The following is a 24,963-nucleotide window of genomic DNA, read 5'->3' as shown; positions in this document are numbered from 1 at the left end:
CATTCCTCGGAGTCTTCGCCATGAACGACATGTCGCCCGTCCAGACCAACAATCTGGAAGCCTTCTGGATGCCGTTCTCGGCGAACCGGCAGTTCAAGCAGGCGCCGCGCATGTTCGTCGGCGCCAAGGACATGCATTACGTGACCGCCGACGGGCGCCAAGTGCTCGACGGCACCGCCGGGCTCTGGTGCGTCAATGCCGGCCATTGCCGGCCGAAGATCACCGAGGCGATCCAGAAACAGGCAGCCGAGCTCGACTACGCTCCCGCCTTCCAGATGGGCCATCCCAAGGCCTTCGAGCTCGCCTCCCGGCTCGTCAGCATCGCGCCGCCCGGGCTCGACCACGTGTTCTATACCAATTCCGGCTCCGAATCGGTCGACACGGCGCTCAAGATCGCGCTCGCCTATCAGCGGGTCCGGGGCGAGGGCGGGCGCTTCCGGCTGATCGGGCGCGAGCGCGGCTATCACGGCGTCAATTTCGGCGGCATCTCGGTCGGCGGCATCGTCGGCAACCGCAAGATGTTCGGCACGCTGCTCACCGGCGTCGACCATATGCGCCACACCCATGATCCGGCGCGCAATCCTTATCCGCAGGGCGAGACGGAGCATGGCGCCGAGCTTGCCGACGATCTCCTGCGCATCGCGCAGCTGCACGATCCCTCCACCATCGCGGCCGTGATCGTCGAGCCGGTGGCCGGCTCCACCGGCGTGCTGCCGCCGCCGAAGGGCTATCTCAAGCGGCTGCGCGAGATCTGCGACCAGCACGGCATCCTTCTCATCTTCGACGAGGTGATCACCGGCTACGGCCGGCTCGGCGCCGCCTTCGCCGCCGACCATTTCGACGTGGTGCCGGACATCATCGTCACGGCCAAGGGCCTGACCAACGGCGTCATCCCGATGGGCGCCGTCTTCGTGCGCGACACGATCTATCAGGCCTTCATGCAGGGGCCGGAGCACATGATCGAATTCGCCCACGGCTATACCTATTCCGGCAATCCGATCGCCTCCGCAGCCGCCCTCGCCACGCTTGAGACCTACAAGGAGGAAGGGCTGTTCGAGCGGGCGAAGGCGCTGACCCCGGTCTGGGCCGAGGCGATCCATTCGCTGAAGGGCGCGCGGCACGTCATCGACATCCGCACCATCGGCCTCATCGGCGCGGTCGAGCTCGAACCCATCGCCGGCCAGCCGACGAAGCGCGCCTTCGCCGCCTTCGTGAAGGCCTACGAGAAGGGCCTCCTCATCCGCACCACCGGCGACATCATCGCGCTGTCGCCGCCGCTGATCATCGAGGAGAGCCAGATCGGCGAGATCGTCGATACGCTGAAGTCCGTTCTCGCCTCGCTCGACTGAGACCCGCCATGGCCCTCGAATCCAATATCCAGATCGACGGCGATCGGCTCTGGGACAGCCTGATGGAGATGGCGAAGATCGGCCCCGGCATCGCCGGCGGCAACAATCGCCAGACCCTCACCGACGCGGACGGAGAGGGACGCCATCTCTTCAAGCGCTGGTGCGAGGCGGCCGGCATGACCCTGAGCGTCGACACGATCGGCAACATGTTCGCCCGGCGCGAGGGCGCCGAGCCCGATCTGCCGCCGGTCTATGTCGGCAGCCATCTCGACACCCAGCCGACCGGCGGCAAGTTCGACGGCGTGCTCGGGGTCCTCGCCGGGCTGGAACTCGTGCGCTCGCTGAACGATCTCGAGATCCGCACGCGCCATCCGATCGTCGTCGTCAACTGGACGAACGAGGAGGGAACCCGCTTCGCCCCGGCGATGCTCGCCTCCGGCGTCTTCGCCGGCCTTCATGACGAGGCCTGGGCCAAGGACCGCCGGGACGCCGCCGGCAAGCGCTTCGGCGACGAGCTGCGGCGCATCGGCTGGGAGGGCGACGAGCCGGTCGGCGGGCGGCCGATCCGGGCGCTGTTCGAATATCACATCGAGCAGGGGCCGATCCTGGAGGACGAGGGCATCGATATCGGCGTCGTCACCCATGGCCAGGGGCTGTGGTGGCTGGAAGTGACGCTGACCGGCAAGGAATCGCATACCGGCTCGACGCCGATGGCCAAGCGCCGCAATGCCGGCCTCGGCCTCGCGCGGGTCACCGAGCTCGTCCATCAGGTGGCGATGGAGCATCAGCCGAACGCGGTCGGCGCCATCGGCCATGTCGAGGTCTATCCGAATTCGCGCAACATCATCGCCGGCCGCGTCACCTTCACGATCGACATCCGCTCGCCCGACAAGGCCGTGCTGGACGCGATGCGCGAGCGGATCGAGGCGGGCATCGCTTCCGTCGCGGGCGAACTCGGGCTCGGCCACGACATCCAGGTGGCGGGCCATTTCGATCCGGTGGCCTTCGATCCGGCCTGCGTCGCGGCCGTGCGCGGTGCCGCCGAGCGGCTCGGCCTGTCGCATCGCGACATCGTCTCGGGTGCCGGCCACGACGCCTGCTGGATCAACCGCATCGCGCCGACCGCGATGATCTTCTGCCCCTGCGTCGACGGCCTGTCGCATAACGAGGCGGAGGAGATCTCCAAGGACTGGGCGAAGCGCGGCGCCGACGTCCTGCTGCACGCGGTGGTCGAGACGGCGGGCATCGCGGAATAGGGCGAACCGGAGCGATGGGAGGCTGGGGCAATGGGACGGCCGAGAGAGTTGAGCGATACGGAACGCGCCGAGCTTCTGGCGAAGGGCTATCGGCCCGTGGAGCTTTGGGTTCCCGATCTGTCCGATCCTGATCTCAGGGCGCTTGCGGTCGAGGAGGGGCAGCGGATCGCGCGCGCCGATGAAGACGAAGGCGTCATGGATTGGCTCGAGCTGGTTCAGAAGGACATGTGGGAGGGCGAGGATCAGATATGAAGCGCGGCGATGTCGTCACGGTATCCTTGCCGGGCGATGCCGGTAAGCCGAGACCGGCCGTCATCGTTCAGACCGACGTTCTGACCGAAACGATCCGCACCGTTCTTCTCTGTCCCATCAGCAGCTACTCATCCGATCCGAGCATCTTCCGCGTGACCCTCGAGCCGACCCTGGAAAATGGCTTGCGACTCCCCTCCGAGATCATGGTCGACAAGCTGCAGGCGGCCAACCGCTCGAAGATCGGACAGATCATCGGCCGTCTCGACGACGACAACCTGCGCCGGCTGGCGCGGTCCCTCACGATAACGCTCGGCCTGGCCGAAATCTGACTTGGGAACGGAACCATGACCATCGCGATCAAGGGCGGGACCGTCGTCACCGCCGATCTCACCCAGAAGGCGGACGTGCTGGTCGAGGGCACGCGCATCGTCGCGGTCGGGCCGGATCTTTCCGGCGACGAGGTGATCGACGCGTCCGGCGCCTATGTCCTGCCGGGCGGCATCGATCCGCATACCCATCTCGAAATGCCCTTCATGGGCACCTTCTCCTCCGACGATTTCGACACCGGCACGGCGGCGGCGCTGGCGGGCGGCACGACGATGGTGGTGGATTTCTGCCTGCCGGCGCCCGAGCAGAGCCTGATCGAGGCCTTGCAGGAATGGCACCAGAAGGCGGGCAAGGCGCGCTGCGACTTCTCCTTCCACATGGCGGTCACCTGGTGGGGTCGCCAGGTCTTCGACGAGATGCCGGAAGTGGTGGCGCGCGGCATCAACACCTTCAAGCATTTCATGGCCTATAAGGGCGCGCTGATGGTGAACGACGACGAGATGTTCGCCTCGTTCCAGCGCTGCGCCGAGCTCGGCGCCATGCCGCTCGTCCATGCCGAGAACGGCGACGTCGTCGCCTCGCTCCAGCAGAAGCTGCTCGCCGAGGGCAATCGCGGCCCGGAGGCGCATGGCTATTCCCGCCCGCCCCAGGTGGAGGGCGAGGCGACGAACCGCGCCATCATGATCGCCGATCAGGCGGGCGTGCCGCTCTATGTCGTCCATGTCTCCTGCGAGGAGAGCCACGAGGCGATCCGCCGGGCGCGCCAAGCCGGCATGCGCGTCTTCGGCGAGCCGCTGGTCCAGCATCTGACGCTGGACGAGGGCGAATATCTCAATCCCGACTGGGACTATGCGGCGCGGCGCGTGATGAGCCCGCCCTTCCGCAACCGGAAGCACCAGGATTCGCTCTGGGCCGGCCTCGCCTCCGGCTCGCTCCAGGTCGTGGCGACCGACCATTGCGCCTTCACGACGGAGCAGAAGCGCTTCGGCCTCGGCGACTTCACCAAGATCCCGAACGGCACCGGCGGGCTGGAGGATCGCCTCGCCGTGCTCTGGACGAAGGGCGTGAACACCGGCCGGCTGACGATGAACGAGTTCGTCGCCGTCACCTCCACGAACATCGCGAAGATCCTCAACGTCTATCCCCGAAAGGGCGCCATCCTGCCGGGCGCCGACGCCGATCTCGTGATCTTCGATCCTCATGCGACGAAGACCATCCGCGCCGCGACGCAGAAATCGGCGATCGACTACAATGTCTTCGAGGGCTTCGAGCTGAAGGGCCTGCCGGCCGTGACCCTTTCCGGCGGCAGGATCGCCTATCGCGACGGCGAGGTGCGGGCCGAGACGGGAGCGGGGCGCTTCATCGAGCGGCCGAGCCATGCGCCGGTCGGCCGGGCGCTCTCCACCTGGAAGGATCTCGTCGCGCCGCGTCCGGTGGCGCGGTCCGGCATTCCGGCGGGGGTGTGAGCGGCGCATGCGCGAGATTTCGGTCGCCGCGGCGATCCTGATCAACCCGGAAGGCCGGACGCTGCTCGTGCGCAAGCGCGGCACGCTGCGCTTCATGCAGCCGGGCGGCAAGCCGGAAGCGGGCGAGAGCTTCGTTGCCGCCGCCGCGCGCGAGATCGGCGAGGAACTGGGCCTCCGCGTCGCGCCGGCCGCGCTGACCGCGCATGGCGTCTTCACCGCGCCGGCCGCCAACGAACCCGACACGATCGTCGTCGCGCATGTCTTCAGCCTGCGCACCGCCGAGGCGGTCCGCGCCGCGGCCGAGATCGAGGAGGCGGTGTGGATCGACCCGAGGGAGGGAACGGCGCTGCCGCTCGCGGCGCTGACCGCCGAGCATCTCCTGCCGCTGGCGCGAAGGCTCGCCGCTGAGCCCGAGGCCGCCCTTGTCTGAGAGCGGCGCACCGGTCATCGCGGCCAAGGGCCTGTCCCTGACCTTCCAGACGGCGGACGGTCCCGTCCATGCCCTGAAGGACGTCGACCTGACGATCGGCCGGGGGGAGTTCGTTTCCTTCATCGGCCCGTCGGGCTGCGGGAAGACGACGCTGCTGCGCGTCATCGCCGATCTCGAACGGCCGAGCGGCGGCACGATCGCGGTGAACGGCCTGACGCCGGACGAAGCGCGGCGGGCGCGCGCCTATGGCTATGTCTTCCAGGCGGCGGCGCTCTATCCCTGGCGCACCATCGCCGGCAATGTCGGCCTGCCTTTGGAGATCATGGGGCACGGCAGAGCGGAGCGGCGCCGACGCGTCGAGGCGGGGCTCGATCTCGTCGGGCTGAAGGGCTTCGGCGGCAAGTTTCCCTGGCAATTGTCCGGCGGCATGCAGCAGCGCGCCTCGATCGCGCGGGCCCTGTCCTTCGATCCCGACCTTCTCCTGATGGACGAGCCCTTCGGCGCCCTGGACGAGATCGTCCGCGACCGCCTCAACGAGGAATTGCTGAAGCTCTGGGCGAAGACGCGCAAGACGGTCGTCTTCGTCACCCATTCCATCCCCGAGGCGGTGTTCCTCTCGACCCGCATCGTGGTGATGAGCCCGCGCCCCGGCCGGATCCACGAGATCGTCGACTGCGATCTCGGCCCGCACCGGCCGCTCGAAATCCGCGAGACGCCGCGCTTCCTCGACATCGCCCACCGCGTGCGCGAAGGGCTGCGGGCGGGGCACAGCTATGATTGAGGACGGGGAGGGGGCGGTAAAGCCGCGTCCTTCTCCCGAGTCGGGAGAAGGTGCCGGCAGGCGGATGAGGGAGCCTCGCGCGACGCCGGCAGCCTTGCTCCAGAATGCCCGCGACCTGCGACATGCCGCCACCGATGCCGAGACCTGGATGTGGTCGGAATTGCGGGGGCGGCGGCTGAATGGTTTTCGCTTCGTGCGGCAGCTTCCGATCGGACCTTACATCGCGGATTTCGCCTGTCGTGCGCGTCATCTGATCATCGAGCTCGATGGTAGCCAGCATGCCGATCGTCGGAGCGACGAAACACGAACCGTCTATCTGCAATCCCACGGCTGGGCCGTCTTGCGGTTCTGGAACGAGGAAGTTCTGCGCGAGCGCGGGGCGGTTTGTGAAACGATCCTCGCCGTGCTGGGCGGTCGTGTGACCGAACCATGCGATGGTGGGGGGCTGATCCATGGTCTGCGGTTCGCGCCCGTCATTCCCTCACCCGCCTCGCTGCGCTCGGCACCCTCTCCCGACTCGGGAGAGGGCGGGGCGCCTTATCCTGACATGGCTTTGGGGAGGCCCGCATGAGCGGCGCGCCGATCGCCGCGCCGGGCGGGGGCGTCGGGCGGAGCGCCGCGCCGGGATGGGTGTCGCGGGCGATGGGCGGCAAGGTCCTGCCCGTCCTCGTCGTCGCGCTCGCCATCGTGCTTCTCTGGTATCTCGGCACCGCCTTCCTCAACTGGCAGACCACAGTCGACCGCCTGACGCGGGCCGGCGGCGCGCCGGGCTTTTCCGAGATCCTGTCACAGACGATGCAGGCCGAGCGGCCCGTCCTGCCGGCCCCGCACCAGGTCGTCGCCGAACTCTGGAAGACCGTCGTCGAGATGCGCGTGACCTCGCCGCGCTCGCTCCTCTTCCATGCCTGGGTGACCCTGTCCTCGACGCTGCTCGGCTTCGCCATCGGCACCGGGCTCGGCATCGCGCTGGCCATCGGGATCATCCATTCGAAGACTCTCGACAAGAGCCTGATGCCCTGGATCGTCGCCAGCCAGATGATCCCGATCCTGGCGGTCGCGCCGATGATCATCGTCGTCCTCGCCTCGCTCGGCATCACCGGCCTTCTGCCGAAGGCGATCATCTCGACCTATCTGTCCTTCTTCCCCGTCACCGTCGGCATGGTGAAGGGGCTGCGCTCGCCCGATACGATGCTGACCGACCTGATGCGCACCTATCACGCAAGCCCCACGCAGGTGCTCCTGAAGCTGCGCCTGCCCGCCTCGCTGCCCTTCCTCTTCGCCTCGATGAAGGTGGCGGTGGCGGCGGCGCTGGTCGGAGCGATCGTCGGCGAACTGCCGACCGGGGCGCAGGCGGGGCTTGGCGCCCGTCTTCTCGCCGGCTCCTATTACGGGCAGACGGTGCAGATCTGGGCGGCCCTCGTCGCGGCCTCGGTGATGGCGGGGCTCCTCGTCTGGACGGTCGGCGTCGCGGAACGGCTCGTGCTCAAGCGGACGGGCGCGCGATGAGCGGCCTTGCTCTTCTGCGCCAAGGCCTCGCGCTGCCGGCGGTCCTCGCGCTTCTCGGCGGTGCCGTGCTGATCGGCTCGCTCCAGGCCGGCGCCTTCGGTCCCGGCTTCTGGCTGCTGCTCGTCGCGGTCTGGCTCGTCGCCTGGCAGTTCGCGGCGCGGCTCGCGCGCACGGTGCCCGGCACCGAATGGGGAAGGCGTCTCGCCGATCTCGGCGTGCCGCTCGTCTTCGGGGCGACGGTCATCCTTCTCTGGGAATGCGTCGTGCGCGGGCTCGCCGTGCCCTCCGTCCTCCTGCCGCCGCCCTCGGCGATCGCGGCGCGGCTCGTCGGCTCGTTGCCGATCCTCTGGGCCGATTTCCGCCAGACCTACCTGAAGGCAGTCGTCGCCGGCTATGCGCTCGGCTGCGGCGCCGGGTTCCTCGCCGCCATCCTCATCGACCGCTCGCCCTTCCTGAAGCGCGGCTTCCTGCCGATCGGCAATCTCGTCTCGGCCCTGCCGATCATCGGCATCGCGCCGGTCATGGTCATGTGGTTCGGCTTCGACTGGCCGTCGAAGGCGGCGGTGGTCGTGGTGATGACCTTCTTCCCGATGCTGGTGAACACGCTGGCGGGTCTCGCCGCCGCAGGCGCGATGGAGCGGGATCTCATGCATACCTACGCGGCGAGCCATCCCCAGTCGCTCGTCAAGCTGCGGCTGCCGGCCGCCTTGCCCTTCATCTTCAATGCCTTGAAGATCAACTCGACTCTGGCGCTGATCGGCGCCATCGTCGCGGAATTCTTCGGCACGCCGATCGTCGGCATGGGCTTTCGCATCTCGGCCGAGATGGGGCGCATGAACACCGACATGGTCTGGGCGGAGATCGCGGTGGCGGCGCTGGCCGGCTCCGTCGGCTACGGCCTCCTATCCGTCGTCGAGCGGCTCTCGACATTCTGGCATCCGTCCTACCGCAGGGGCTAGGCGGCGCATCACAAGGGGAGAATGAGGGACATGAAGTCGATCATCCTCGCGGGCCTCGGCCTCGCGCTGGCCGCCACGACGGCCGCTCCGGCGCTGGCGGCGGACCCGGTGGTGCTGCAATTGAAATGGGTCGCGCAGTCGCAATTCGCCGGCTACTACGTCGCCAAGGAGAAGGGCTATTACGACGAGGCCGGGCTCGACGTGACGATCAAGCCGGGCGGCCCGGACGTCGCGCCCGAGCAGGTGATCGCCGGCGGCGGAGCCGACGTGATCGTCGACTGGATGCCGGCGGCGCTTTCGGCCCGCGAGAAGGGCCTGCCGCTCGTCAACATCGCCCAGCCCTTCGCCAAATCCGGCCTGATGCTGACCTGCCGCAAGGAGACCGGCATCAAGTCGCCGGCCGACTTCAAGGGCAAGACGCTCGGCGTCTGGTTCTTCGGCAACGAATATCCCTTCCTCGCCTGGATGTCGAAGCTGGGGCTGAAGACCGATGGCGGGCCGGAGGGCGTGACGGTGGTGAAGCAGGGCTTCAATGTCGATCCGCTGCTCCAGAAGCAGGCCGACTGCATCTCGACCATGACCTATAACGAATATGGCCAGGTGCTGGATGCCGGGCTGAAGCCGGAGGATCTCGTCGTCTTCAAATACGAGGACCAGGGCGTCGCCACGCTGGAGGACGGGCTCTATACGACCGAGGCGGTGCTCGGCGACGCCAAGAAGGCCGATGCCCTGGCGCGCTTCGTCTCCGCCTCGATGAAGGGCTGGGACTATGCCAAGGCCCATCCCGACGAGGCGGCGGGCATCGTCCTCGACAACGACACGACCGGCGCCCAGACCGAGGCGCATCAGAAGTTCATGATGGCGGAAGTCGCCAAGCTTCTCGGCTCGTCGGCGAAGCTCGACGTCGCGGCGGCCGAGAACACCGTGAAGGTGCTGATGTCCGGCGGCTCGGACCCGGTGATCTCGAAGGCGCCGCAGGGCGCCTGGACCTCGAAGATCACCGACATGGCGAAGTGACGGGCAAGGGCGCCGGCCTTGGGTCCGGCGCCCTGCCTCTTCGGACGTGCCGGCGGCCACCGCGCCGGATCGGCGGACGCGGCGCCTATCCCTGCTGGGCGGCGACGATGCCTTGCTTCAGCTGGCGCGACAATTCGTCGAAGGGCTTGTCGATGCGCGGATCGCCGGGCGACTGGCGGATGGTCGAATAGATCAGCGGCACGAGATCGACCGCCTGGTCGAGCGCCGGATCGCCGCCGCGCATATAGCCGCCGAGAAGGCGCAGATCGCGCGTGTCCTCGTAGCGCGCGATCATCGCCTTGAGGCGCATCACCAGTTCGCGCTCCTGCGCGTCCCAGCAGATGTCGGCGAGGCGCGAGATCGATTTCAGGACGTCGATCGCCGGAAAGCGCCCTTCCTCGGCGATGGCGCGCGACAGCACGATATGGCCGTCCAGCGTGCCGCGGATCGCGTCGGCCACCGGCTCGTTATGGTCGTCGCCGTCGACCAGGACGGCGAAGAGGCCGGTGATCGTACCCTTGCCGATCGGTCCGGGACCGGCGCGCTCCAGAAGGCGCGGCAGTTCGGAAAAGACGCTCGGCGGATAGCCGCGCGCCACCGGCGGCTCGCCGGCGGCCAGCGCCACGTCGCGCGCCGCATGGGCGAGGCGCGTCACCGAATCGACGATGAGAAGGACGTCGTCGCCCTCGTCGCGGAAATATTCGGCGATGGTCATCGCGGTCTTGGGCGCGAGGCGCCGCATCATCGGGCTCTCGTCGCCGGTGGCGACGACGGTCACGAGCCGCGACAGGTCGCCGCCCATCGTCACTTCCAGGAACTCGCGCACCTCGCGGCCGCGCTCGCCGACGAGCGCGACGACGATCGTGTCGAAACCCTCGGCCCGGGCGAGCATGCCCATCAGCGTCGACTTGCCGACGCCGGAACCGGCGAAGATGCCGAGGCGCTGGCCCTTGACCAGCGGGGTGAAGATGTCGATGGCCTTGACGTTGGTCGGCGCCGGCTTCTCGATGCGGCCGCGGCCCATGGCCGTGTCGGGCATCGTGTCGGCGGTGCATTCGCGCGGACCCTTCTCGAGCGGCCCGAGATTGTCGCAGGGGCGGCCGAAGGCGTCGACGGTGCGGCCCTTCCAGCTCCGCGCCGGGGCGACGGTGATCGGCCCGGTGCGCCAGGCGGGGCTGCGCACGCCGCTGCGGAAGTTGGCGGCGAAGGGCTTGACGGTCGCCGTCTTCTCCTCGACGCGCACCACCTCGCCGAGCTCGTCGCCGTCCGGGCCGCGCACCGCCACGCAGTCGCCGAGGCGGACGAAGGGCGACAGGCCGGCGACCCGGAAGGCCTGGGCGGACACGTCGACGATATGGCCGGAGACGCGGATCGGCGGCTCGCTGAGCGAGCCCTTCTCGGGACGCTGGTAAGGCTGCACGGCTTAGCCCTTCGCCCCCAGGGTGCTGACGGCGTCGTCGAGCGACTTCTCGGAGGTCTGGATGAGGTTCGAGGCGCTCTCGAAGGCGCGCTGCACCTCGATGAGCCGCGTCATCTCCAGAACCGGATTGATGTTGGCGCCCTCGACGAAGCCCTGGAGGACGTTGATGCCGGCGAAATCGACGATCGGCAGCGCTTGGCTGTCCGGCCGGATGCCGGACGTGCCGACGCGCGCCAGCTTGGCGCCGGCCGGCATCTGGAAGAGGCCCACCGCGCCGACCTGCGCGCCGTTCTGCGTGACCATGCCGTCGCGGGCGATGGCGATCGGACCGCCAGTCGGGTTCACCTGGATCGGCGCGCCGCCGACATCGAGGATCGGCTCGCCGTTCAGCGACAGGAGATCGCCCTGCTCGGTCATCACCATGCGGCCGTCGCGGGTATAGATCGTGCCGTTCTTGCCCTGGACGGCGAAATAGGCGTCGCCGTTCACCGCCATGTCGAGCGAGTTGCCGGTCTGCGTCATCTCGCCGGTGCGGGTGGAGAGATAGTGCTGGCCGGTCGAGGCGAAGGCGACGGGCTGCTCGGAGGCCTGCGACAGAAAGGATTCGAACTTCACTTCCTCGGCCCGGAAACCAACCGTTCGCGCATTGGCGATGTTGTCCGCGATCGTGTCGAGCCGCTTTTCCATGGCGATCTGCGCCGAAAGGGCGACCGGAAGCGAGGTCTGCATCGAGATACCGGGTCCTGACTTTACGGGATTCGCGGCGCGGCTCCGGCGGGAATGCGGGGAGCGCAGCAGAGCGACCTTAGCTAAGTCTCGCTTGCGCCAGCCTTTCCCAGGCGCGCCGGGCGCCGCGAGGCCATTCGCCAGCCTCGCACAAGCGCTTCTCCGTACCCCAGGGATGAACCTCTCAAAGGAAATTCGTCATGGGCATCCTGCTCGGCCTCGTCGTCACGATCGCCTGCGTGCTTGGCGGCTATGTCGCCAATGGCGGCCACGTCGCCATTCTCTGGCAGCCGTTCGAGCTGCTGATCATTCTCGGCGCCGCGCTCGGCACCTTCCTCGTCGGCAATTCGATGAAGGTAGTGAAGGACACCGGCAAGAGCATCGTCGAAGCGCTGAAGAACGGCGTTCCCAAGCAGGCCGAGTATCTGGCACTGCTCAGCCTCCTCCATTCGCTGATGCGCGAGATGCGCTCCAAGCCGCGCTCGGAGGTCGAGGAGCATGTCGACAACCCGGCCCAGTCGCCGATCTTCTCGGCCTATCCGACGATCCTGAAGGATCAGGCGATCCTCAACTTCATCTGCGACTATTGCCGCCTGATCATCATCGGCAACGTGCGCGGCCACGAGGTCGAGGCGCTGATGGACGAGGAGATCCAGACCGTGTCGCGCGACTCGCTGAAGCCGAGCGGCGCGCTCCAGGACGTCGCCGACGGCCTGCCGGCCCTCGGCATCGTCGCCGCCGTTCTCGGCGTGGTGCACGCCATGGGCGCGCTCGACCAGTCGCCGCAGGTTCTCGGCGAGCTGATCGGCGCCGCGCTCGTCGGCACCTTCGCCGGCATCTTCTTCTCCTACGGCATCTTCGCGCCGATCTCCCATAAGGTCCGCGTGGTGCGCGAGAAGAAGCTGCGCCGCTACGTGATCGTGAAGCAGACGCTGATCGCCTATATCAACGGCGCCATGCCGCAGGTCGCGCTGGAATACGGCCGCAAGACCATCTCGGCCTATGAGCGTCCGACCATCGATCAGGTCGAGTCCGAGACCATCGGCGGCGGCGCTGCCGCCCAGGCCGCCTGAGCGGGGAGGGCGCCGGAGCGATGAGCATGACCGCAGAGCGTACCATCGAGGCGCAGATCCGCTCCGCCTCGCGGATCGAGCCGCACAAGCTGCCGCGCCTGAAGCTGCTCGGCGAGGAATGGGCGGAAGCCGCCACCAAGGACTTCGCCGAATTCTGCGGCGGCGGTCTCTCGGCCGAATTCGCCGGGGTCGCGCCGCTGACCATCGGCGCCGGCGCGCCGGAAGCGCGCGACGCGGCGCTCTGCCTGATGCTGCGCTCGCCGCAATGGACGGAGATCGGCTTCGTTCTCGGCGACGCGATGGCCGCCGATCTCTTCGCGGAAGCAATCTTCGGCGGTCCGGGGCGCAGCCGCGCCTCGGCCGGCAGCATGCAGCGCGCGCTGACGGCCCTCGACAAGCGCCTGGCCGAGAAGGGCCTCGCCACCTTCGCCGAGGCGGCCAATCCCGTCTTCGCCGAGATCGCGCCGCTCGATCTGAAATCCGACCTCTTCGTGTCCACCGCCATTCCCGAGGAGCTGGACGAGCTTCTGCCGGCGGACGGGCGCGGCTTCATCGTCCTCACCTTCCGCCTGCGGCTCGGCGATGTCAGCGCTTCGCTGCGCGCCTGCCTGCCGGAAAAGGCCTTCGCCATGCACCGGCGCAAGCTCGCGACCGTGCCCGAGCGCGCCGCGCCGGCCGCCGACGAGACCTGGGCGAAGAACATCCAGGAGGGCCTGCAGCTCGCCGATCTCGAAGTCCGCGCCCTTCTGGACGAGCGGCAGATCACGCTCGGCGAGGTGTCCCGCTTCGCGGTCGGCCAGACGATCGTCCTCGACGCGACGATGGACAGCCTCATCGTCGTCGAATGCGAGGAGCAGCGCCTGTTCCGCGGCCGCATGGGCATGACCCGCGACGCCTATGTGGTCCGGATCGAGGAGAAGATCGATCCCACGGAGGAATTCATCGATGATATCCTCGCTGATTGATTGCGTACTTCTCGGCGCGCTCGCCTTCACCGGCTGGCGCACCACGACCATGTGCCGCGAGCTGCGCCAGCTGCGCCGGGGCGAGACCGAGCTCTCGACGGCGCTGAAGGAGGCGGATGCCTCGATCAACCGCGCCGCCCATGCCGTCGTGATGCTGCGGAGCGAGGGCATCGAGATCCTCGCGGCCCTCGACGAGCGGATCGCCGCCGCGCGCGAGATCGCGGGCGATCTGGAAGACCGGATCAACGTCGCCGATCGCCGTCTGGCGGTGGCGAACGACGTCGCCGCCCCGGCCCCTGCGCCGGCGCGCGCCGAGGCCGCGGCCGGCGGCCCGCAGGACACCTGGCTCAGCCTCATCGAGTCCCGCCTCGCGTCAGCTTCGGCCGCTAATCGTTAACGAAAGGTAGGAGTCGCGGCGGGCCGCCCCGCCAGACCCTATCGAAGACAAGGAGATGCGACGATGATGGACGACGAGACGGACGGCGTGGAAGGTTTCGAGACGTCCGAGATCGATTTCTCGGAGACCCCCGCCTTCGAGATGCCGGGCGAGGAGGACGCGGTCCAGGAGGCCGTCGCCGACAGCAAGCCCGATCTCAACATCATCATGGACATTCCGGTGACGATGCAGGTCGTGCTCGGCTCGGCCGTGATGCCCGTCGCCAATCTGGTGAAGCTCGGCCGCGGCGCCGTGGTCAAGCTCGACACCGCGATCGGCGATCCGGTCGATCTCATCGTCAACGGCCGCATCGTGGCGCGCGGCGAGGTCGTGGTGCTCGAGAACGAGGATTCCCGCTTCGGCATCACGCTCACCGAGATCGTCTCGCCCGGCACGCGCCCGCAGCGTCCCAAATCCCTGAACGCCTGAACGAGCCGCATATCGCGCGATGAGCCTCGCTTCCTACTCCGAATTCTCCGGCGACCTCGACGTCTCCATGCCCGGCCCGGCGAAGGCGGCGGTTCTGCTGCTGGCGCTCGGTTCCAACGGCGCGGGGCGCCTGATGAAGCATTTCAGCCCCGACGAGCTGCGCGCGATGAAGGAGAGCGTGGCCGAGCAGAAGAGCGTTTCGGCCGATCAGCTGGATCGCCTCGTCAGCGAGTTCCAGGAGGAGTTCAAGAGCGGCTCCGGCCTGTCGGATCTCGACGACGAGCTGAACAAGCTGATGCGCAGCGTTCTCTCGGCCGACGAGATGACCTCCATCTTCGGCGCCGACGACTTCATCGACCAGAGCCTCTTCACCGGTCCGATCCTCACCGTCTGGGAGGAGATGGAGAAGCTCGGCACGCCGGCTCTCCAGCAGCTCCTCTCGGCCGAACATCCGCAGGTCGCCGCGACCATTCTCGGCCGCATCGAGCCGGAGATCGCGGCGGCGGTGGTGGCGGGGCTGGAGGCGGACCTGCGCAACGACGTCATGCGCCGCATGCTCGACGCGAAGGCGCTTGGAGGCACCGCCGAGGCGCTGATCGAGGAGAAGATGCGCGAGGTCTTCGTCGCGGGCTCCGGCACGGCCGAGAAGAAGGCGCGCCGCGCCGCCCTCGCCGAGATCGCCAACCGTATGGAGAAGGCGCAGACGGACGAGCTTCTCGCCTCCATCGAGGCGAACGAGCCGGACGAGGCGAAGGCGATCCGCAGCCTGCTCTTCGCCTTCGAGGACCTGCCGAACGTGCCGAAGAAGGCGCGCCTCATCCTGTTCGACACCGTGCCGACGGAAACCGTCACGCTCGCACTGCGCGGCGCGGCGGCGGAACTGACGGAAGCGGTGACCTCGGCGCTCGCCGCCCGCGCGCGGCGCATGGTCGAGGCGGAGCTCGCCCAGGCGGCGGACGTGTCGATCAAGGACGTCACGGCGGCGCGCCGCACCATCGCCGCGCTGGCGCTGCGCCTCGCGTCCGAAGGACGGATCGTCCTTTCCGCCGCGAAGGAAGAATAGCGCCCGCTTGCGGGGCTCGAAGGTCGGGCGCTTTCGCGCCCGGCATTTTACCGTAAGGCAGTTTTAAGACGACGTGAGGCAGGATCGCCGTGGCCGAAGGCGTCGAGAAGGACTCCAGGACAGAGGAAGCGACCGAGAAGCGCATCCGCGATACGATCGAGAAGGGCAATCTGCCCTTTTCGAAGGAAGCGCCCATCCTCGGTTCTCTCCTCGCCTCGATGGCCTTCACGGTCTTCGCCGCGCGGGATGTTTCGAATACGCTGGTCGCGAATCTTCGAAGCACCTTCGAAAACCCGACCCAGTGGGATATCGAGAACGGTGCCGACGCTCTGCATTTCCTCCAGACGATCGCCATCCAGTGCGGGCATTTCGTCCTGCCGGCGACCGGTTTCTTCATCGTCGCCGGCATCGCGGCCTCGGTCCTCCAGAATCCGCCCCAGATCAACATGGAGCGCATTCGGCCGAAATGGTCGAACCTGTCGATCGCCAGCGGCTGGAGCCGCATGTTCGGCGTCAAGGGTTTCACGGAATTCGGCAAGTCGATCTTCAAGTTCGGCGCGGTCACGCTCATCGTCGGCTGGCTGCTCTCGCGCCGCCTGCCGGACACGTTGAAGACCATGTTCTCCGATCCGCTCCGGCTCCCCGAAACGCTGCTGTCGCTCGCGATGCAGATCCTGTCCATCGTCTCCATCGCGACGATCGTCCTCGTCGCGGCGGACCTTCTGTTCTCGCGCATCCATTGGCGGCGCGACCTGCGCATGTCCAAGCAGGAGATCAAGGAGGAGATGAAGCAGCAGGAAGGCGATCCGATGATCAAGGCGCGCCAGCGCCAGATTGCCCGCGAGCGCAACCGCAAGCGCATGATGGCCGCCGTGCCGAAGGCGACGCTGGTGATCGCCAATCCCACCCATTACGCCATCGCGCTGCGCTATTCGCGCGAGGAGGGCGGCGCGCCGACCGTCGTCGCCAAGGGCACCGATCTCATCGCCCTCAAGATCCGCGAGATCGCCGAGGCGAACGACGTGCCGGTCTTCGAAGACAAGCTCTTGGCAAGGTCGATGTATGACCATGTCGAAATCGACCAGATGATTCCGCAGCAGTTCTACAAGGCCGTCGCGGAACTCATCTACTTCCTTCAGTCCAAGTCGCCGGCGCGAGCCGGCGCGGCCTGAAGCCGATATCGAAGCGAGTGCCCGGCGCGGCGTTTTTGCCGGGATGTGTTGCCTGCCGGGTTGCGACGCCGATTCGCCGACCCGTTCGTGTTCCCGACGTCTCGTCGCGCGACATGTCTTTCACGGTTGGAGTTCGATGGGTTCCCATTTCATGCCGGACTTCCGCAACAAGCATGTCGCCGCGCGCGAGCAGATCCTGGCGGAGGGCATAAGCGAGGTCGTGGCCGAGCTGCGTCTCGTCGACATCGTCGACTATATCGCCTTCCTGCGGCTCGACCGGCTCGGCAATATCGACGACATCGTCAATTCCTCCGCCCAGCTCTACCTCCAGGCCGGCAGCCTGCGCTTCTCGGGGGAGGGTGACGCGAACGTCACCTGGAACGCGCCGCCGACCATCGAGCTCGGCATGGAGTTCCGCCATGCGGGCGTGACGGCGCATTTCCGTCTGCATCTCGCCGCCGCCGCCGCCGCCGTGACGCTCAGCTATCTCGCTTTCGACGAGCCCGGTCTCTCGCCCGACGAACAGACCGAACGCCTGACTGCCGCGATGCGCGGCGCGCATGTCGACTGGCGCCCGGCGGACTGAGACGCTCGCGCCTTCGCAAAGACCCGATCATCCCGCCGCTTCGTCATCCCGGCCTTGAGCCGGGATCCATTCCAAGCCGGTCACGACAGGCCGGAAGCGATGCGGAAGGAGACCGCGTTTCCAACCTCATCCCCGTGGTTCCGCAGAAGGCATGGATCCCGGGTCAGGCCCGGGATGACGAAGCTGAAAGGGAGCGGGCAAAGATTGAGGCGTCAGCGCGCCGGACAGGAGGCCCGATCGGAGGCTTTCGGCGGCCTCAAGCTCAATCGTTAATATCTGTTAACTATTACTTACGATGCGCGCTGCCGATCTTCGGCGGCGCGTTTTTTCTTTTTCGGGAACCATTTCGGCGGCGCGAAATACAGCAAGCTTCGGACAAGTGCGTCGACTTAAGACTTTCTTCAGCGACAATTCGTTCCGAGGCCCCCTTGAGCGACATCTACCTTTTCGGCCTGTCCTCGCGGCGCGCGGACTGGCTCTCCCAGCGCCAGACCGTCATCGCCGAGAACGTCGCCAACGTGAACAGCCCCGGCTACACGGGCAAGGACGTCAAGGGCTTCACCGAAGCCATGGAGGCGACGCAGCTGACCATGGCCGGCACCAATCCGCTGCATCTCGCGGCGAGCGGCGGCCGCGCCACCGAGGTCGAGGCGCAGAAGGAGACGGCCTGGGACATCACCCATTCCGGCAATTCCGTCAGCCTCGAACAGGAGATGCTGAAGGCCGGCGAAGTGCAGCGCGACTTCTCGCTGAACACCTCCGTCACCAAGGCCTTCCAGCGGTTCTACCTCATGAGCGTGAAGGGCTGACGCGATGTCCGATCCGATCGTCTCCTCCCTCAAGATCGCGGCGAGCGGCCTCGAGGCCCAGTCGAACCGGCTGCGCATCGTCTCCGAGAACGTCGCCAACGTCCGCTCCACCGGCAAGACGCCCGGCAGCGATCCCTATCGGCGCAAGACCATCACCTTCGAGAGCGAGGTCGATCGCCTGAGCGGCGCCGAGCTCGTGAAGGTCGCGCGCTACGGCAACGACAAGAGCGACTTCACGGTCGAGCACGATCCCGGCAATCCGGCCGCCGACTCGAACGGCTACGTGAAGATGCCGAACGTCAACATGCTGACCGAAATGGCCGACATGCGCGAGGCCAACCGGTCCTACGAAGCCAATCTCCAGGTGATCAAGCAGTCGCGCGAACTGATCACCATGACCATCGATCTTCTGAGGAACGGTTCATGATCCTTCCGGCCATCGGCTCGGCCCTGCCGACCTTCCAGACCAGCCGCCCCGACCCGGTCGGCGGCGTGGGTGCCCCCGCGCTCGCGTCGCAGGGCGCCGGCGCCGATTTCGGCGCGGTGCTCGCCAAGGTTTCCACCGATGCCGTCGCCACGATCAAGGGCGCGGAGACCGCCTCCATTGCCGGCATCAAGGGCGAGGCGTCCACCCAGGCCGTCGTCGACGCCGTGATGGGCGCCGAGCGCGCCCTGCAGACGGCCGTGGTCGTCCGCGACAAGGTCGTCGCCGCCTATCAGGAAATCTCCCGCATGGCGATCTGACGCCGCGGGACGAGAGGAACGATACGATGAGAGCCCTGGCCATCGCTGCGACCGGCATGAACGCGCAGCAGACCAATGTCGAAGTCATCGCGAACAATATCGCGAACATCAACACGACCGGCTTCAAGCGCGCCCGCGCCGAGTTCACCGACCTCCTCTACCAGGTCGAGCGGATGCAGGGCGTGCCGGCGCGCGGCGGCGACCAGGTGGTGCCGGAAGGCGCCCAGATCGGTCTCGGCGTGCGCACCGCCGCGATCCGCACCACCCATATCCAGGGCACGCTCGACCAGACGGGCAACACCTTCGATCTCGCGATCAACGGCAACGGCTATTTCCAGATCCAGGGGCCGGGCGGCGAGACGCTCTATACCCGCGACGGCGCCTTCAACACCAACGACCAGGGCCAGCTCGTCACGCTCGACGGCTTCCTCGTCGATCCGCAGATCACCATTCCGCAGAACACGACGAAGACCACCGTCACGTCGGCGGGCCAGGTCTACGCGACCGTCGCCGGGCAGGCGGCGCCGCAGCTCCTCGGCCAGCTGACCCTCGTCAACTTCGCCAACGAGCCGGGTCTCGAGGCGCAGGGCGGCAATCTCTTCAAGGAGACCACGGCCTCCGGCACGCCGATCGCCGGCGTTCCCGGCGATCCCGGCTTCGGCGTGATCAACCAGGGCTATCTCGAAGGCTCCAACGTCGATCCGGTGAAGGAGATCTCCGAGCTGATCTCGGCGCAGCGCGCCTACGAGATGAACTCGAAGGTGATCCAGGCGGCCGACGACATGTCGAAGGTCATCTCCACCGGCCTGCGCTGACCGGCGCGGGACGCGACGAAGGACAGGCGGCGCCTCGGCGCCGCGATCGCAACGGAGCTGCGGCACCATGGAAGCCCATTCGAAGCGCCGGCGGATGCCGCGCCGGTCCGGCGCCGTGCTCGCCATTCTCATGGCCTTCGCCGGACCGGCGATGCCGGCACAGCCCGCCTCGGCCGATATCGACCTGCCGGTTCCGGCCGGCGTCGTCTATCCGGGCCAGAGCGTCTCGGACAAGGGCCTGTCCCGCGTCCGCTTCCGGGTGCCGGCCGCCAAGCTCTCGGCCTATGTCATCGAGGAGGGCATGCTCGGCGACCGCGTCGCCAAGCGCACCCTCCTGCCGAACCAGCCCATCCTCCTGTCCGACCTGAAATCGCCCGACATCGTGCGCGCCGGCGTCAACGCGCCGATCGTCTATCGCGAGGGCGGCGTCTTCATCGCCGGCATCGGCATGCCGCTCGTCTCGGCGGCCGAGGGCGAGCGCATCCGCGTGCGCAATGTCGACAGCGGCATCACCATCAACGGCGTCGTTCAGGCGGACGGAACGATCGAGGTCGATTCGCAATGAAGCGCATGACAAGGGCTCTCCTCGTGCCGGTGCTCCTTCTGGGGCAGGGCGCGGCGCAGGCGGCCGACATCCTGGACGGCGGCGCTCCGGCCCAGGCCTACGAGGCCGGCATCGGCGCGCGGGAAAGCTTCGACACCGTCCGCCCCGGCCTCAACGCGCTGCGCAGCGAGGGCGTGCGCATCAAGGACATCACCACCATCAAGGGCGTGCGCGAGAACCAGCTCGTCGGCTACGGTCTCGTCATCGGCCTCCAGGGCTCGGGCGATTCCCTGCGCAACTCGCCCTTCACCGAACAGTCGCTCCAATCGATGCTCGACCGGATGGGCGTCAACGTGCGCGCCGGCAATCCGCGCACCAAGAATGTCGCGGCCGTCGTCGTCACCGCCGAACTGCCGCCCTTCGTCGGGGCCGGCTCGCGCATCGACGTCAACGTCTCCTCGCTCGGCGACGCGCAGTCGCTGATGGGCGGCACGCTGGTGATGACGCCGCTCTACGGGCCGGACGGCGAGGTCTATGCCGTCGCGCAAGGGTCGATGGCGGTCAGCGGTTTCACCTCGGCCGGCGAAAGCGAGAAGCTGACGCAAGGGGTGCCGACCTCCGGCCGCATTTCCGGCGGCGCGATCATCGAGCGCGAGGTGCCCCGCGCCCAGGTCGAGACCGACCAGATCACCATGGAACTGCGCAATCCCGACTATCGCACGACGATCCGCATCGTGGACGCGGTGAACGCCTATGCCATCAAGACCTGGGGCAAGCCGGTGGCGCGCGAGCAGGATCTGCGTACCATCAGCATGACGCGGCCGGCGCGGCTGTCCTCGACGCGCTTCATCGCGGCGATCGGCGACCTGCCGATCCAGCCCGACACGGCGGCCCGCGTCGTGATCGACGAGAAGACCGGCACTGTGGTGATCGGCAAGGACGTGCAGATCTCGACCGTCGCCGTCACCCACGGCAATCTCACCGTGCGCATCACCGAGATGCCCGAAGTGTCGCAGCCCGCGCCCTTCTCGCCCAACGGACAGACGGTGGTCACCTCCAATACGACCGTCGACGCGCGCCAGGAGGGCGGCAACTTCGCCTATGTCTCCGGCGCCAATCTCGAGACCGTCGTTCGCGGACTCAACCGTCTCGGTCTGAAGCCGACCGGAATCATCGCCATCCTCCAGGCGATCAAGACCGCCGGCGCCCTCCAGGCCGATCTCGTGGTGCAATAAGATGATGCTTCGCCCGACCCGCTCCTCGCCTCTCGTCGCCGTCTCCGCCCTCCTTCTCGGCCTGTCCGTCACGACGGCCTTCGCCGAGAAGGCGGAGAAGAACGAAGGCCCGCCGCCGCCGGACCAGTCCGCCGTGCGCGTCATCGGCTCGGACGGCAAGCCGGTGCCGCCGCCGGAGCCCGGCAGCGAAGTGGAGCGCTATTGCAGCGCCATCGCCGATCCGGCGCGCGAGGCGCGCATCGCGGTCCAGCAGAAGAAGCTGAAGGATCTGGAGGCGCAGGTCGATGCCCGCATCGACGAGCTGGAGAAGAAGCGCGCCGACTACCAGACCTGGCTGAAGGAACGGCAGGTCTTTCTCGACTCCGTCTCGGACACGATGCTGAACATCTATGCCAAGATGAAGCCGGACGCGGCCGCCGCCCAGCTCGCGGCCGTCGATCGGCCGACGGCGGCGGCGCTGCTCGTCAAGCTGAACGCCCGCACGGCCAGCGCCATCCTGGCGGAAATGTCGGCGCCGATCGCCGCCGAGCTCGGCAATCTGATCGTCGAGAAGACGACCAAGACGCCGGACGGCGCCATGGCCGGTCTGAGCAAGGGTTGATCCATTGAAGAAGCTCGCACTTCTCGCGCTGATGGGCCTTGCCGGCTGCTCGACCACCAAGCAGGACTTCCTGGCCGCGCCGGTGATGACGCCGCCAGGCGCCGGCTTCGTGCAGAATCCCTCGATGATCACGCCCGCCGCCTTTCCGGTGGAGGTGACGCAGATCCGCAAGAACTCGCTCTGGACCGACAACAACGCCAACCTCTTCCGCGATGCGCGGGCGCTGCATCTCGGCGACATCGTCACCGTGCGCATCGAGGTGAAGGATCAGGCGGAATTCGACAACAATTCCAAGCGCTCGCGCGAATCCGGCGTCGATATCGGCGCCGATGTCAACCCGACCTTCAACGGCAAGTCCTTCCTCGGCACGCTCGGCGGCAAGATCGGCTTGAGCGGCGGCACCGACACGACCGGCAAGGGCAATATCAAGCGCTCCGAGAAGATCGCGCTCTCCGTCGCGGCCGTAGTGACGCAGATCCTGCCGAACGGCAATCTCTACATCACCGGCCAGCAGGAGATGCGGGTCAATTTTGAGGTGCGCGTCCTCTCCATCGCCGGTGTCATCCGGCCGGGCGACATCCTGCCGAACAACACGATCCCCTATGACCGCATCGCCGAGGCGCGGATCTCCTATGGCGGGCGCGGGCGGCTCAGCGAGGTGCAGCAGCCGGGCTGGGGCCAGCAGGCGATCGACGTCGTTGCGCCCTGGTAGGCGACGAACCGAACGACAGAAGAGCCGCCTTCGGGCGGCTCTTTCGTTTCCTCCGCACCGCCGCAAGGCTCGTAACAGGGTGGACGCCTAATCGTCGGACCGGGTCTCCATGAGGGAGCCCGAGGGAGGCCAGGCCTCCACGCTTCCTATGAGAGGAAACGGTCCATGACGGATACAAGCGCGGACGCGCTCATCGCGCAGGCGACCGGCGCCCTGCCGGACCAGTCGAAGAAGAAGGGCGGGATGGTCGCGACGATCGGCGTGATCGTGGGCCTGACCCTCGTCGCGGTCGGCGGCGGCGCGGCGGTCGGCTGGACGGTCGGCGGCCAGGCGCTGCGGAAGGCGGAGGCGCTCGCCAAGCCGAAGGAAGAGCCGGCGGCCGAGAAGGAGGCGCCCCCGCCGCCGCCCGGTCCCGATGCCATCGTCAAGCTGCAGCCGATCCTCACCAATGTCGCGACGCCGTCGTCGATGGTCATCCGCCTCCAGGCGAGCATCGTCTACCGCAAGGCCGACGTGCCGGATCCGGCCGTCCTCGCCGCGGAGGTCGAGGGCGACACGCTCGCCTTCCTGCGCACGGTCGACATCGTCCAGATCGAGGGCACGCGCGGCCTCCTTCACCTGAAGGAGGATCTGACGGAACGCGCCAAGCTGCGCTCGCCGGCGATCAAGGACTATCTCATCGAATCGCTGGTCGCCCAATGAAGCGGCTCGCGCTGGCGCTGATCATCGCCTTGGCGGCGACGCCGGCCTTCGCCCAGGACGCGGGCGCGATCGCGCAGGGGCTGGCCGGCCTCATCCCCGCCGGCCAAGCCTCGGCCTCGGGGCGCATCATCCAGCTCTTCGGCATCGTCACCGTCCTGTCGGTGGCGCCGGGCCTTCTGGTGATGGTCACCTCCTTCACGCGCATCGTCATCGCCCTGTCGATCCTGCGCTCCGGCCTCGGCCTGCAATCGACGCCGGCCAACCTCATCATCATCTCGCTGTCGCTGTTCATGACCTTCTTCGTCATGGCGCCGACCTTCGATCAGGCCTGGCGGGAAGGGCTGAAGCCGCTTCTCGACAATCAGATCACGGAAGGGGAGGCCTTCGACCGGATCTCCAACCCCTTCCGCGACTTCATGCTGACGCAGGTGCGCCCCCAGGACCTGAAGCTCTTCAGCGACTTCAACGAGGCCGGCGGGCGCGACCGCCTGCAGCCGAAGAACGAACAGGGCGCGGGGGAGGGCGAGATCGTCGATCTACGCGTCATCGTGCCGGCCTTCATGATTTCCGAGCTGCGACGCGGCTTCGAGATCGGCTTCCTGATCGTTCTGCCCTTCCTGGTGATCGACCTGATCGTCGCGACGCTGACCATGTCGATGGGCATGATGATGCTGCCGCCGACCGTAATCTCTTTGCCGTTCAAGATCTTGTTCTTCGTCTTGATCGACGGCTGGAACATGCTGACGGGTTCCCTGGTGCGCTCGTTCTTCTAGCGCGCTTTGCCGCAGGGGAAGCCGCCCATCTTAGGCTGGTGTTAACCTTACCCGCCTAATGTCATCTTCTAGAGGCGGATTGACGCGCCCTCAAGGGAGGGGTCGGTCAAAGGCATGATGCCGACCCGCGAAGCTGGCGCGTCCAGCATGTCCTCGAATTTCCTTTTCCAGGGCACACTCTCATGGCAAGCGTGAACACCAACGCGGCGGCGATCACGGCGCTCCGCACCCTCCAGCGCACCAACGCGGATCTCGACAAGACGCAGCAGCGCATCTCGACCGGCTACAAGATCGGCGAAGCCAAGGACAACGCCGCCTACTGGGCGATCTCCACGTCGCTGAAGTCCGACAACAAGTCGCTCTCCACGGTCAAGGACGCGCTCAACCTCGGCGGCTCGACGGTTGACGTCGCCTATCAGGGCCTCAACAAGGCCAAGGACGTTCTCGACGAGATCAAGGCCAAGCTGACGGCGGCAACGCAGGACGGCGTGGACCGCGACACGATCCAGAACGAGATCAGCCAGCTGCAGGCGCAGCTGAAGTCGATCGCCGCCTCCTCGGTCTTCTCCGGCGAGAACTGGCTGCAGGTCGACTCCTCGGCCAATGGCTACAGCACGACGAAGACCGTCGTCGCCTCCTTCAGCCGTGATACGACCGGTTCGGTGTCGATCGGCACGATCAACATCAATGCCGGCTCGTTCGTCCTCTACGACGGCAACACGACGGCGGTGACCAAGGGCGTCCTCGACACGGCGGTCGATCTGTCGGGCGTGACGGTCGGCGGCTCCAACACGACGGCCGGCGCCAGCGCGGGC

Annotated in this window: 31 protein-coding genes; 29 read left to right on the top strand and 2 right to left on the bottom strand. The window is 67.4% G+C overall.

The features are described 5' to 3' along the window. Window positions 1-20 precede the first annotated feature (20 nt). The 11 genes from aptA (at window position 21) to IEY14_RS24500 (ending at window position 9,343) form a co-directional block, all read left to right on the top strand. Window positions 21-1,349 (top strand): omega-aminotransferase AptA, encoded by a 1,329-nt coding sequence (gene aptA / locus IEY14_RS24550; protein WP_188913295.1) that lies wholly within the window; start codon window positions 21-23, stop codon window positions 1,347-1,349. 8 nt (window positions 1,350-1,357) lie between these two features. Then, window positions 1,358-2,605, top strand: a complete 1,248-nt coding sequence (locus tag IEY14_RS24545) for a Zn-dependent hydrolase (protein ID WP_188913293.1) — start codon at window positions 1,358-1,360, stop codon at window positions 2,603-2,605. A gap of 48 nt (window positions 2,606-2,653) precedes the next feature. Next, window positions 2,654-2,857 carry an antitoxin MazE-like protein gene (locus tag IEY14_RS24540; protein WP_188913291.1) on the top strand — a complete coding sequence of 68 codons (204 nt, stop codon included), beginning with the start codon at window positions 2,654-2,656 and terminating at the stop codon, window positions 2,855-2,857. Beyond that, on the top strand, window positions 2,854-3,186 hold the full coding sequence (locus IEY14_RS24535; protein WP_188913289.1) for a type II toxin-antitoxin system PemK/MazF family toxin: 333 nt from the start codon (window positions 2,854-2,856) through the stop codon (window positions 3,184-3,186). Before IEY14_RS24540 ends, IEY14_RS24535 begins: the two co-directional genes overlap by 4 nt. 15 nt (window positions 3,187-3,201) lie before the next feature. Further along, the gene (gene hydA / locus IEY14_RS24530; RefSeq protein WP_188913287.1) at window positions 3,202-4,650 is read left to right on the top strand and encodes a dihydropyrimidinase; all 1,449 of its coding nucleotides are present in this window, start codon (window positions 3,202-3,204) and stop codon (window positions 4,648-4,650) included. A 7-nt stretch (window positions 4,651-4,657) separates the two neighbouring features. Then, window positions 4,658-5,080 carry an NUDIX hydrolase gene (locus IEY14_RS24525; protein ID WP_188913285.1) on the top strand — a complete coding sequence of 141 codons (423 nt, stop codon included), beginning with the start codon at window positions 4,658-4,660 and terminating at the stop codon, window positions 5,078-5,080. Further along, window positions 5,073-5,861 (top strand): ABC transporter ATP-binding protein, encoded by a 789-nt coding sequence (locus tag IEY14_RS24520; RefSeq protein WP_210318576.1) that lies wholly within the window; start codon window positions 5,073-5,075, stop codon window positions 5,859-5,861. The genes IEY14_RS24525 and IEY14_RS24520 overlap by 8 nt, the downstream gene beginning before the upstream one ends. Before the next feature lie 94 nt (window positions 5,862-5,955). Further along, on the top strand, window positions 5,956-6,432 hold the full coding sequence (locus IEY14_RS24515) for an endonuclease domain-containing protein (RefSeq protein WP_308422082.1): 477 nt from the start codon (window positions 5,956-5,958) through the stop codon (window positions 6,430-6,432). 71 nt (window positions 6,433-6,503) lie between these two features. After that, entirely contained in the window at window positions 6,504-7,367 is an 864-nt protein-coding gene (locus tag IEY14_RS24510) for an ABC transporter permease (RefSeq protein WP_244639670.1), read from the top strand. Next, window positions 7,364-8,326 (top strand): ABC transporter permease, encoded by a 963-nt coding sequence (locus IEY14_RS24505; RefSeq protein ID WP_188913279.1) that lies wholly within the window; start codon window positions 7,364-7,366, stop codon window positions 8,324-8,326. Before IEY14_RS24510 ends, IEY14_RS24505 begins: the two co-directional genes overlap by 4 nt. Window positions 8,327-8,356: 30 nt before the next feature. Next, window positions 8,357-9,343, top strand: a complete 987-nt coding sequence (locus IEY14_RS24500) for an ABC transporter substrate-binding protein (RefSeq protein WP_188913276.1) — start codon at window positions 8,357-8,359, stop codon at window positions 9,341-9,343. 85 nt (window positions 9,344-9,428) lie between these two features. On the opposite strand, the gene IEY14_RS24495 is transcribed toward IEY14_RS24500, so the two are convergent. Continuing rightward, window positions 9,429-10,763 carry a FliI/YscN family ATPase gene (locus tag IEY14_RS24495; RefSeq protein WP_188913275.1) on the bottom strand — a complete coding sequence of 445 codons (1,335 nt, stop codon included), beginning with the start codon at window positions 10,761-10,763 and terminating at the stop codon, window positions 9,429-9,431. Window positions 10,764-10,766: 3 nt separating this feature from the next. Then, window positions 10,767-11,492: a flagellar basal-body rod protein FlgF gene (gene flgF / locus IEY14_RS24490; RefSeq protein WP_188913273.1), complete on the bottom strand. Its 726-nt coding sequence runs from the start codon at window positions 11,490-11,492 to the stop codon at window positions 10,767-10,769. A 197-nt stretch (window positions 11,493-11,689) separates the two neighbouring features. Here flgF and motA point away from each other — a divergent pair, with 197 nt between their 5' ends. The 18 genes from motA to IEY14_RS24400 all read left to right on the top strand — a co-directional run. Next, entirely contained in the window at window positions 11,690-12,562 is an 873-nt protein-coding gene (gene motA / locus IEY14_RS24485; protein ID WP_188913271.1) for a flagellar motor stator protein MotA, read from the top strand. A 26-nt stretch (window positions 12,563-12,588) separates the two neighbouring features. Next, a complete protein-coding gene (locus IEY14_RS24480) occupies window positions 12,589-13,527 on the top strand; it encodes a FliM/FliN family flagellar motor switch protein (RefSeq protein ID WP_188913270.1) in 939 nt (312 codons plus the stop codon). Beyond that, complete coding sequence (locus IEY14_RS24475; RefSeq protein ID WP_188913268.1) at window positions 13,508-13,924, top strand: hypothetical protein; 417 nt, start codon at window positions 13,508-13,510, stop codon at window positions 13,922-13,924. Before IEY14_RS24480 ends, IEY14_RS24475 begins: the two co-directional genes overlap by 20 nt. Window positions 13,925-14,065: 141 nt before the next feature. Further along, complete coding sequence (fliN, locus tag IEY14_RS24470) at window positions 14,066-14,392, top strand: flagellar motor switch protein FliN (RefSeq protein WP_188913387.1); 327 nt, start codon at window positions 14,066-14,068, stop codon at window positions 14,390-14,392. Window positions 14,393-14,411: 19 nt separating this feature from the next. Beyond that, on the top strand, window positions 14,412-15,455 hold the full coding sequence (locus IEY14_RS24465) for a FliG C-terminal domain-containing protein (RefSeq protein WP_188913266.1): 1,044 nt from the start codon (window positions 14,412-14,414) through the stop codon (window positions 15,453-15,455). Window positions 15,456-15,544: 89 nt separating this feature from the next. Then, window positions 15,545-16,627, top strand: a complete 1,083-nt coding sequence (gene flhB, locus IEY14_RS24460; RefSeq protein WP_188913264.1) for a flagellar biosynthesis protein FlhB — start codon at window positions 15,545-15,547, stop codon at window positions 16,625-16,627. 136 nt (window positions 16,628-16,763) lie between these two features. Then, complete coding sequence (locus IEY14_RS24455; RefSeq protein ID WP_188913262.1) at window positions 16,764-17,213, top strand: BspJ family T4SS effector nucleomodulin; 450 nt, start codon at window positions 16,764-16,766, stop codon at window positions 17,211-17,213. Between the two features lie 428 nt (window positions 17,214-17,641). Next, window positions 17,642-18,022, top strand: a complete 381-nt coding sequence (gene flgB / locus IEY14_RS24450; RefSeq protein ID WP_188913260.1) for a flagellar basal body rod protein FlgB — start codon at window positions 17,642-17,644, stop codon at window positions 18,020-18,022. A gap of 4 nt (window positions 18,023-18,026) precedes the next feature. Next, complete coding sequence (flgC, locus tag IEY14_RS24445) at window positions 18,027-18,449, top strand: flagellar basal body rod protein FlgC (protein ID WP_188913258.1); 423 nt, start codon at window positions 18,027-18,029, stop codon at window positions 18,447-18,449. Further along, the gene (gene fliE / locus IEY14_RS24440) at window positions 18,446-18,766 is read left to right on the top strand and encodes a flagellar hook-basal body complex protein FliE (RefSeq protein ID WP_188913256.1); all 321 of its coding nucleotides are present in this window, start codon (window positions 18,446-18,448) and stop codon (window positions 18,764-18,766) included. Before flgC ends, fliE begins: the two co-directional genes overlap by 4 nt. 26 nt (window positions 18,767-18,792) lie before the next feature. Continuing rightward, on the top strand, window positions 18,793-19,581 hold the full coding sequence (gene flgG, locus IEY14_RS24435; protein ID WP_188913254.1) for a flagellar basal-body rod protein FlgG: 789 nt from the start codon (window positions 18,793-18,795) through the stop codon (window positions 19,579-19,581). Window positions 19,582-19,648: 67 nt separating this feature from the next. Then, window positions 19,649-20,146, top strand: coding sequence for a flagellar basal body P-ring formation chaperone FlgA (flgA, locus tag IEY14_RS24430; protein ID WP_244639667.1), 498 nt, complete (start codon window positions 19,649-19,651; stop codon window positions 20,144-20,146). After that, on the top strand, window positions 20,143-21,360 hold the full coding sequence (locus IEY14_RS24425; RefSeq protein ID WP_188913252.1) for a flagellar basal body P-ring protein FlgI: 1,218 nt from the start codon (window positions 20,143-20,145) through the stop codon (window positions 21,358-21,360). The genes flgA and IEY14_RS24425 overlap by 4 nt, the downstream gene beginning before the upstream one ends. A 4-nt stretch (window positions 21,361-21,364) precedes the next feature. Continuing rightward, entirely contained in the window at window positions 21,365-21,961 is a 597-nt protein-coding gene (locus IEY14_RS24420; protein WP_210318574.1) for a MotE family protein, read from the top strand. Window positions 21,962-21,992: 31 nt separating this feature from the next. Next, the gene (gene flgH, locus IEY14_RS24415) at window positions 21,993-22,673 is read left to right on the top strand and encodes a flagellar basal body L-ring protein FlgH (RefSeq protein WP_244639669.1); all 681 of its coding nucleotides are present in this window, start codon (window positions 21,993-21,995) and stop codon (window positions 22,671-22,673) included. A gap of 165 nt (window positions 22,674-22,838) precedes the next feature. Next, window positions 22,839-23,375 carry a flagellar basal body-associated FliL family protein gene (locus tag IEY14_RS24410; RefSeq protein WP_188913246.1) on the top strand — a complete coding sequence of 179 codons (537 nt, stop codon included), beginning with the start codon at window positions 22,839-22,841 and terminating at the stop codon, window positions 23,373-23,375. After that, a complete protein-coding gene (gene fliP / locus IEY14_RS24405) occupies window positions 23,372-24,148 on the top strand; it encodes a flagellar type III secretion system pore protein FliP (protein WP_188913244.1) in 777 nt (258 codons plus the stop codon). The genes IEY14_RS24410 and fliP overlap by 4 nt, the downstream gene beginning before the upstream one ends. A 182-nt stretch (window positions 24,149-24,330) precedes the next feature. Beyond that, a partial coding sequence (locus tag IEY14_RS24400; protein ID WP_444542174.1) for a flagellin N-terminal helical domain-containing protein occupies window positions 24,331-24,963 on the top strand: 633 nt, incomplete at its 3' end.

It is taken from the genome of Aureimonas endophytica (genome assembly GCF_014642635.1).
GTDB lineage: Bacteria > Pseudomonadota > Alphaproteobacteria > Rhizobiales > Rhizobiaceae > Plantimonas > Plantimonas endophytica.
This window is presented reverse-complemented; position numbering and strand designations above follow the sequence as displayed.

Bases quoted from the DNA above. Each gene is read 5' to 3' on its own strand.
- aptA (WP_188913295.1), top strand. From the start codon at position 21: ATGAACGACATGTCGCCCGTCCAGACCAACAATCTGGAAGCCTTCTGG.
- IEY14_RS24545 (WP_188913293.1), top strand. From the start codon at position 1,358: ATGGCCCTCGAATCCAATATCCAGATCGACGGCGATCGGCTCTGGGAC.
- IEY14_RS24535 (WP_188913289.1), top strand. From the start codon at position 2,854: ATGAAGCGCGGCGATGTCGTCACGGTATCCTTGCCGGGCGATGCCGGT.
- hydA (WP_188913287.1), top strand. From the start codon at position 3,202: ATGACCATCGCGATCAAGGGCGGGACCGTCGTCACCGCCGATCTCACC.
- IEY14_RS24525 (WP_188913285.1), top strand. From the start codon at position 4,658: ATGCGCGAGATTTCGGTCGCCGCGGCGATCCTGATCAACCCGGAAGGC.
- IEY14_RS24510 (WP_244639670.1), top strand. From the start codon at position 6,504: ATGGGCGGCAAGGTCCTGCCCGTCCTCGTCGTCGCGCTCGCCATCGTG.
- IEY14_RS24505 (WP_188913279.1), top strand. From the start codon at position 7,364: ATGAGCGGCCTTGCTCTTCTGCGCCAAGGCCTCGCGCTGCCGGCGGTC.
- IEY14_RS24500 (WP_188913276.1), top strand. From the start codon at position 8,357: ATGAAGTCGATCATCCTCGCGGGCCTCGGCCTCGCGCTGGCCGCCACG.
- flgF (WP_188913273.1), bottom strand. From the start codon at position 11,492: ATGCAGACCTCGCTTCCGGTCGCCCTTTCGGCGCAGATCGCCATGGAA.
- motA (WP_188913271.1), top strand. From the start codon at position 11,690: ATGGGCATCCTGCTCGGCCTCGTCGTCACGATCGCCTGCGTGCTTGGC.
- IEY14_RS24480 (WP_188913270.1), top strand. From the start codon at position 12,589: ATGACCGCAGAGCGTACCATCGAGGCGCAGATCCGCTCCGCCTCGCGG.
- IEY14_RS24475 (WP_188913268.1), top strand. From the start codon at position 13,508: ATGATATCCTCGCTGATTGATTGCGTACTTCTCGGCGCGCTCGCCTTC.
- fliN (WP_188913387.1), top strand. From the start codon at position 14,066: ATGCCGGGCGAGGAGGACGCGGTCCAGGAGGCCGTCGCCGACAGCAAG.
- IEY14_RS24465 (WP_188913266.1), top strand. From the start codon at position 14,412: ATGAGCCTCGCTTCCTACTCCGAATTCTCCGGCGACCTCGACGTCTCC.
- IEY14_RS24455 (WP_188913262.1), top strand. From the start codon at position 16,764: ATGGGTTCCCATTTCATGCCGGACTTCCGCAACAAGCATGTCGCCGCG.
- flgC (WP_188913258.1), top strand. From the start codon at position 18,027: ATGTCCGATCCGATCGTCTCCTCCCTCAAGATCGCGGCGAGCGGCCTC.
- fliE (WP_188913256.1), top strand. From the start codon at position 18,446: ATGATCCTTCCGGCCATCGGCTCGGCCCTGCCGACCTTCCAGACCAGC.
- flgG (WP_188913254.1), top strand. From the start codon at position 18,793: ATGAGAGCCCTGGCCATCGCTGCGACCGGCATGAACGCGCAGCAGACC.
- flgA (WP_244639667.1), top strand. From the start codon at position 19,649: ATGGAAGCCCATTCGAAGCGCCGGCGGATGCCGCGCCGGTCCGGCGCC.
- IEY14_RS24425 (WP_188913252.1), top strand. From the start codon at position 20,143: ATGAAGCGCATGACAAGGGCTCTCCTCGTGCCGGTGCTCCTTCTGGGG.
- IEY14_RS24420 (WP_210318574.1), top strand. From the start codon at position 21,365: ATGCTTCGCCCGACCCGCTCCTCGCCTCTCGTCGCCGTCTCCGCCCTC.
- flgH (WP_244639669.1), top strand. From the start codon at position 21,993: ATGGGCCTTGCCGGCTGCTCGACCACCAAGCAGGACTTCCTGGCCGCG.
- IEY14_RS24410 (WP_188913246.1), top strand. From the start codon at position 22,839: ATGACGGATACAAGCGCGGACGCGCTCATCGCGCAGGCGACCGGCGCC.
- fliP (WP_188913244.1), top strand. From the start codon at position 23,372: ATGAAGCGGCTCGCGCTGGCGCTGATCATCGCCTTGGCGGCGACGCCG.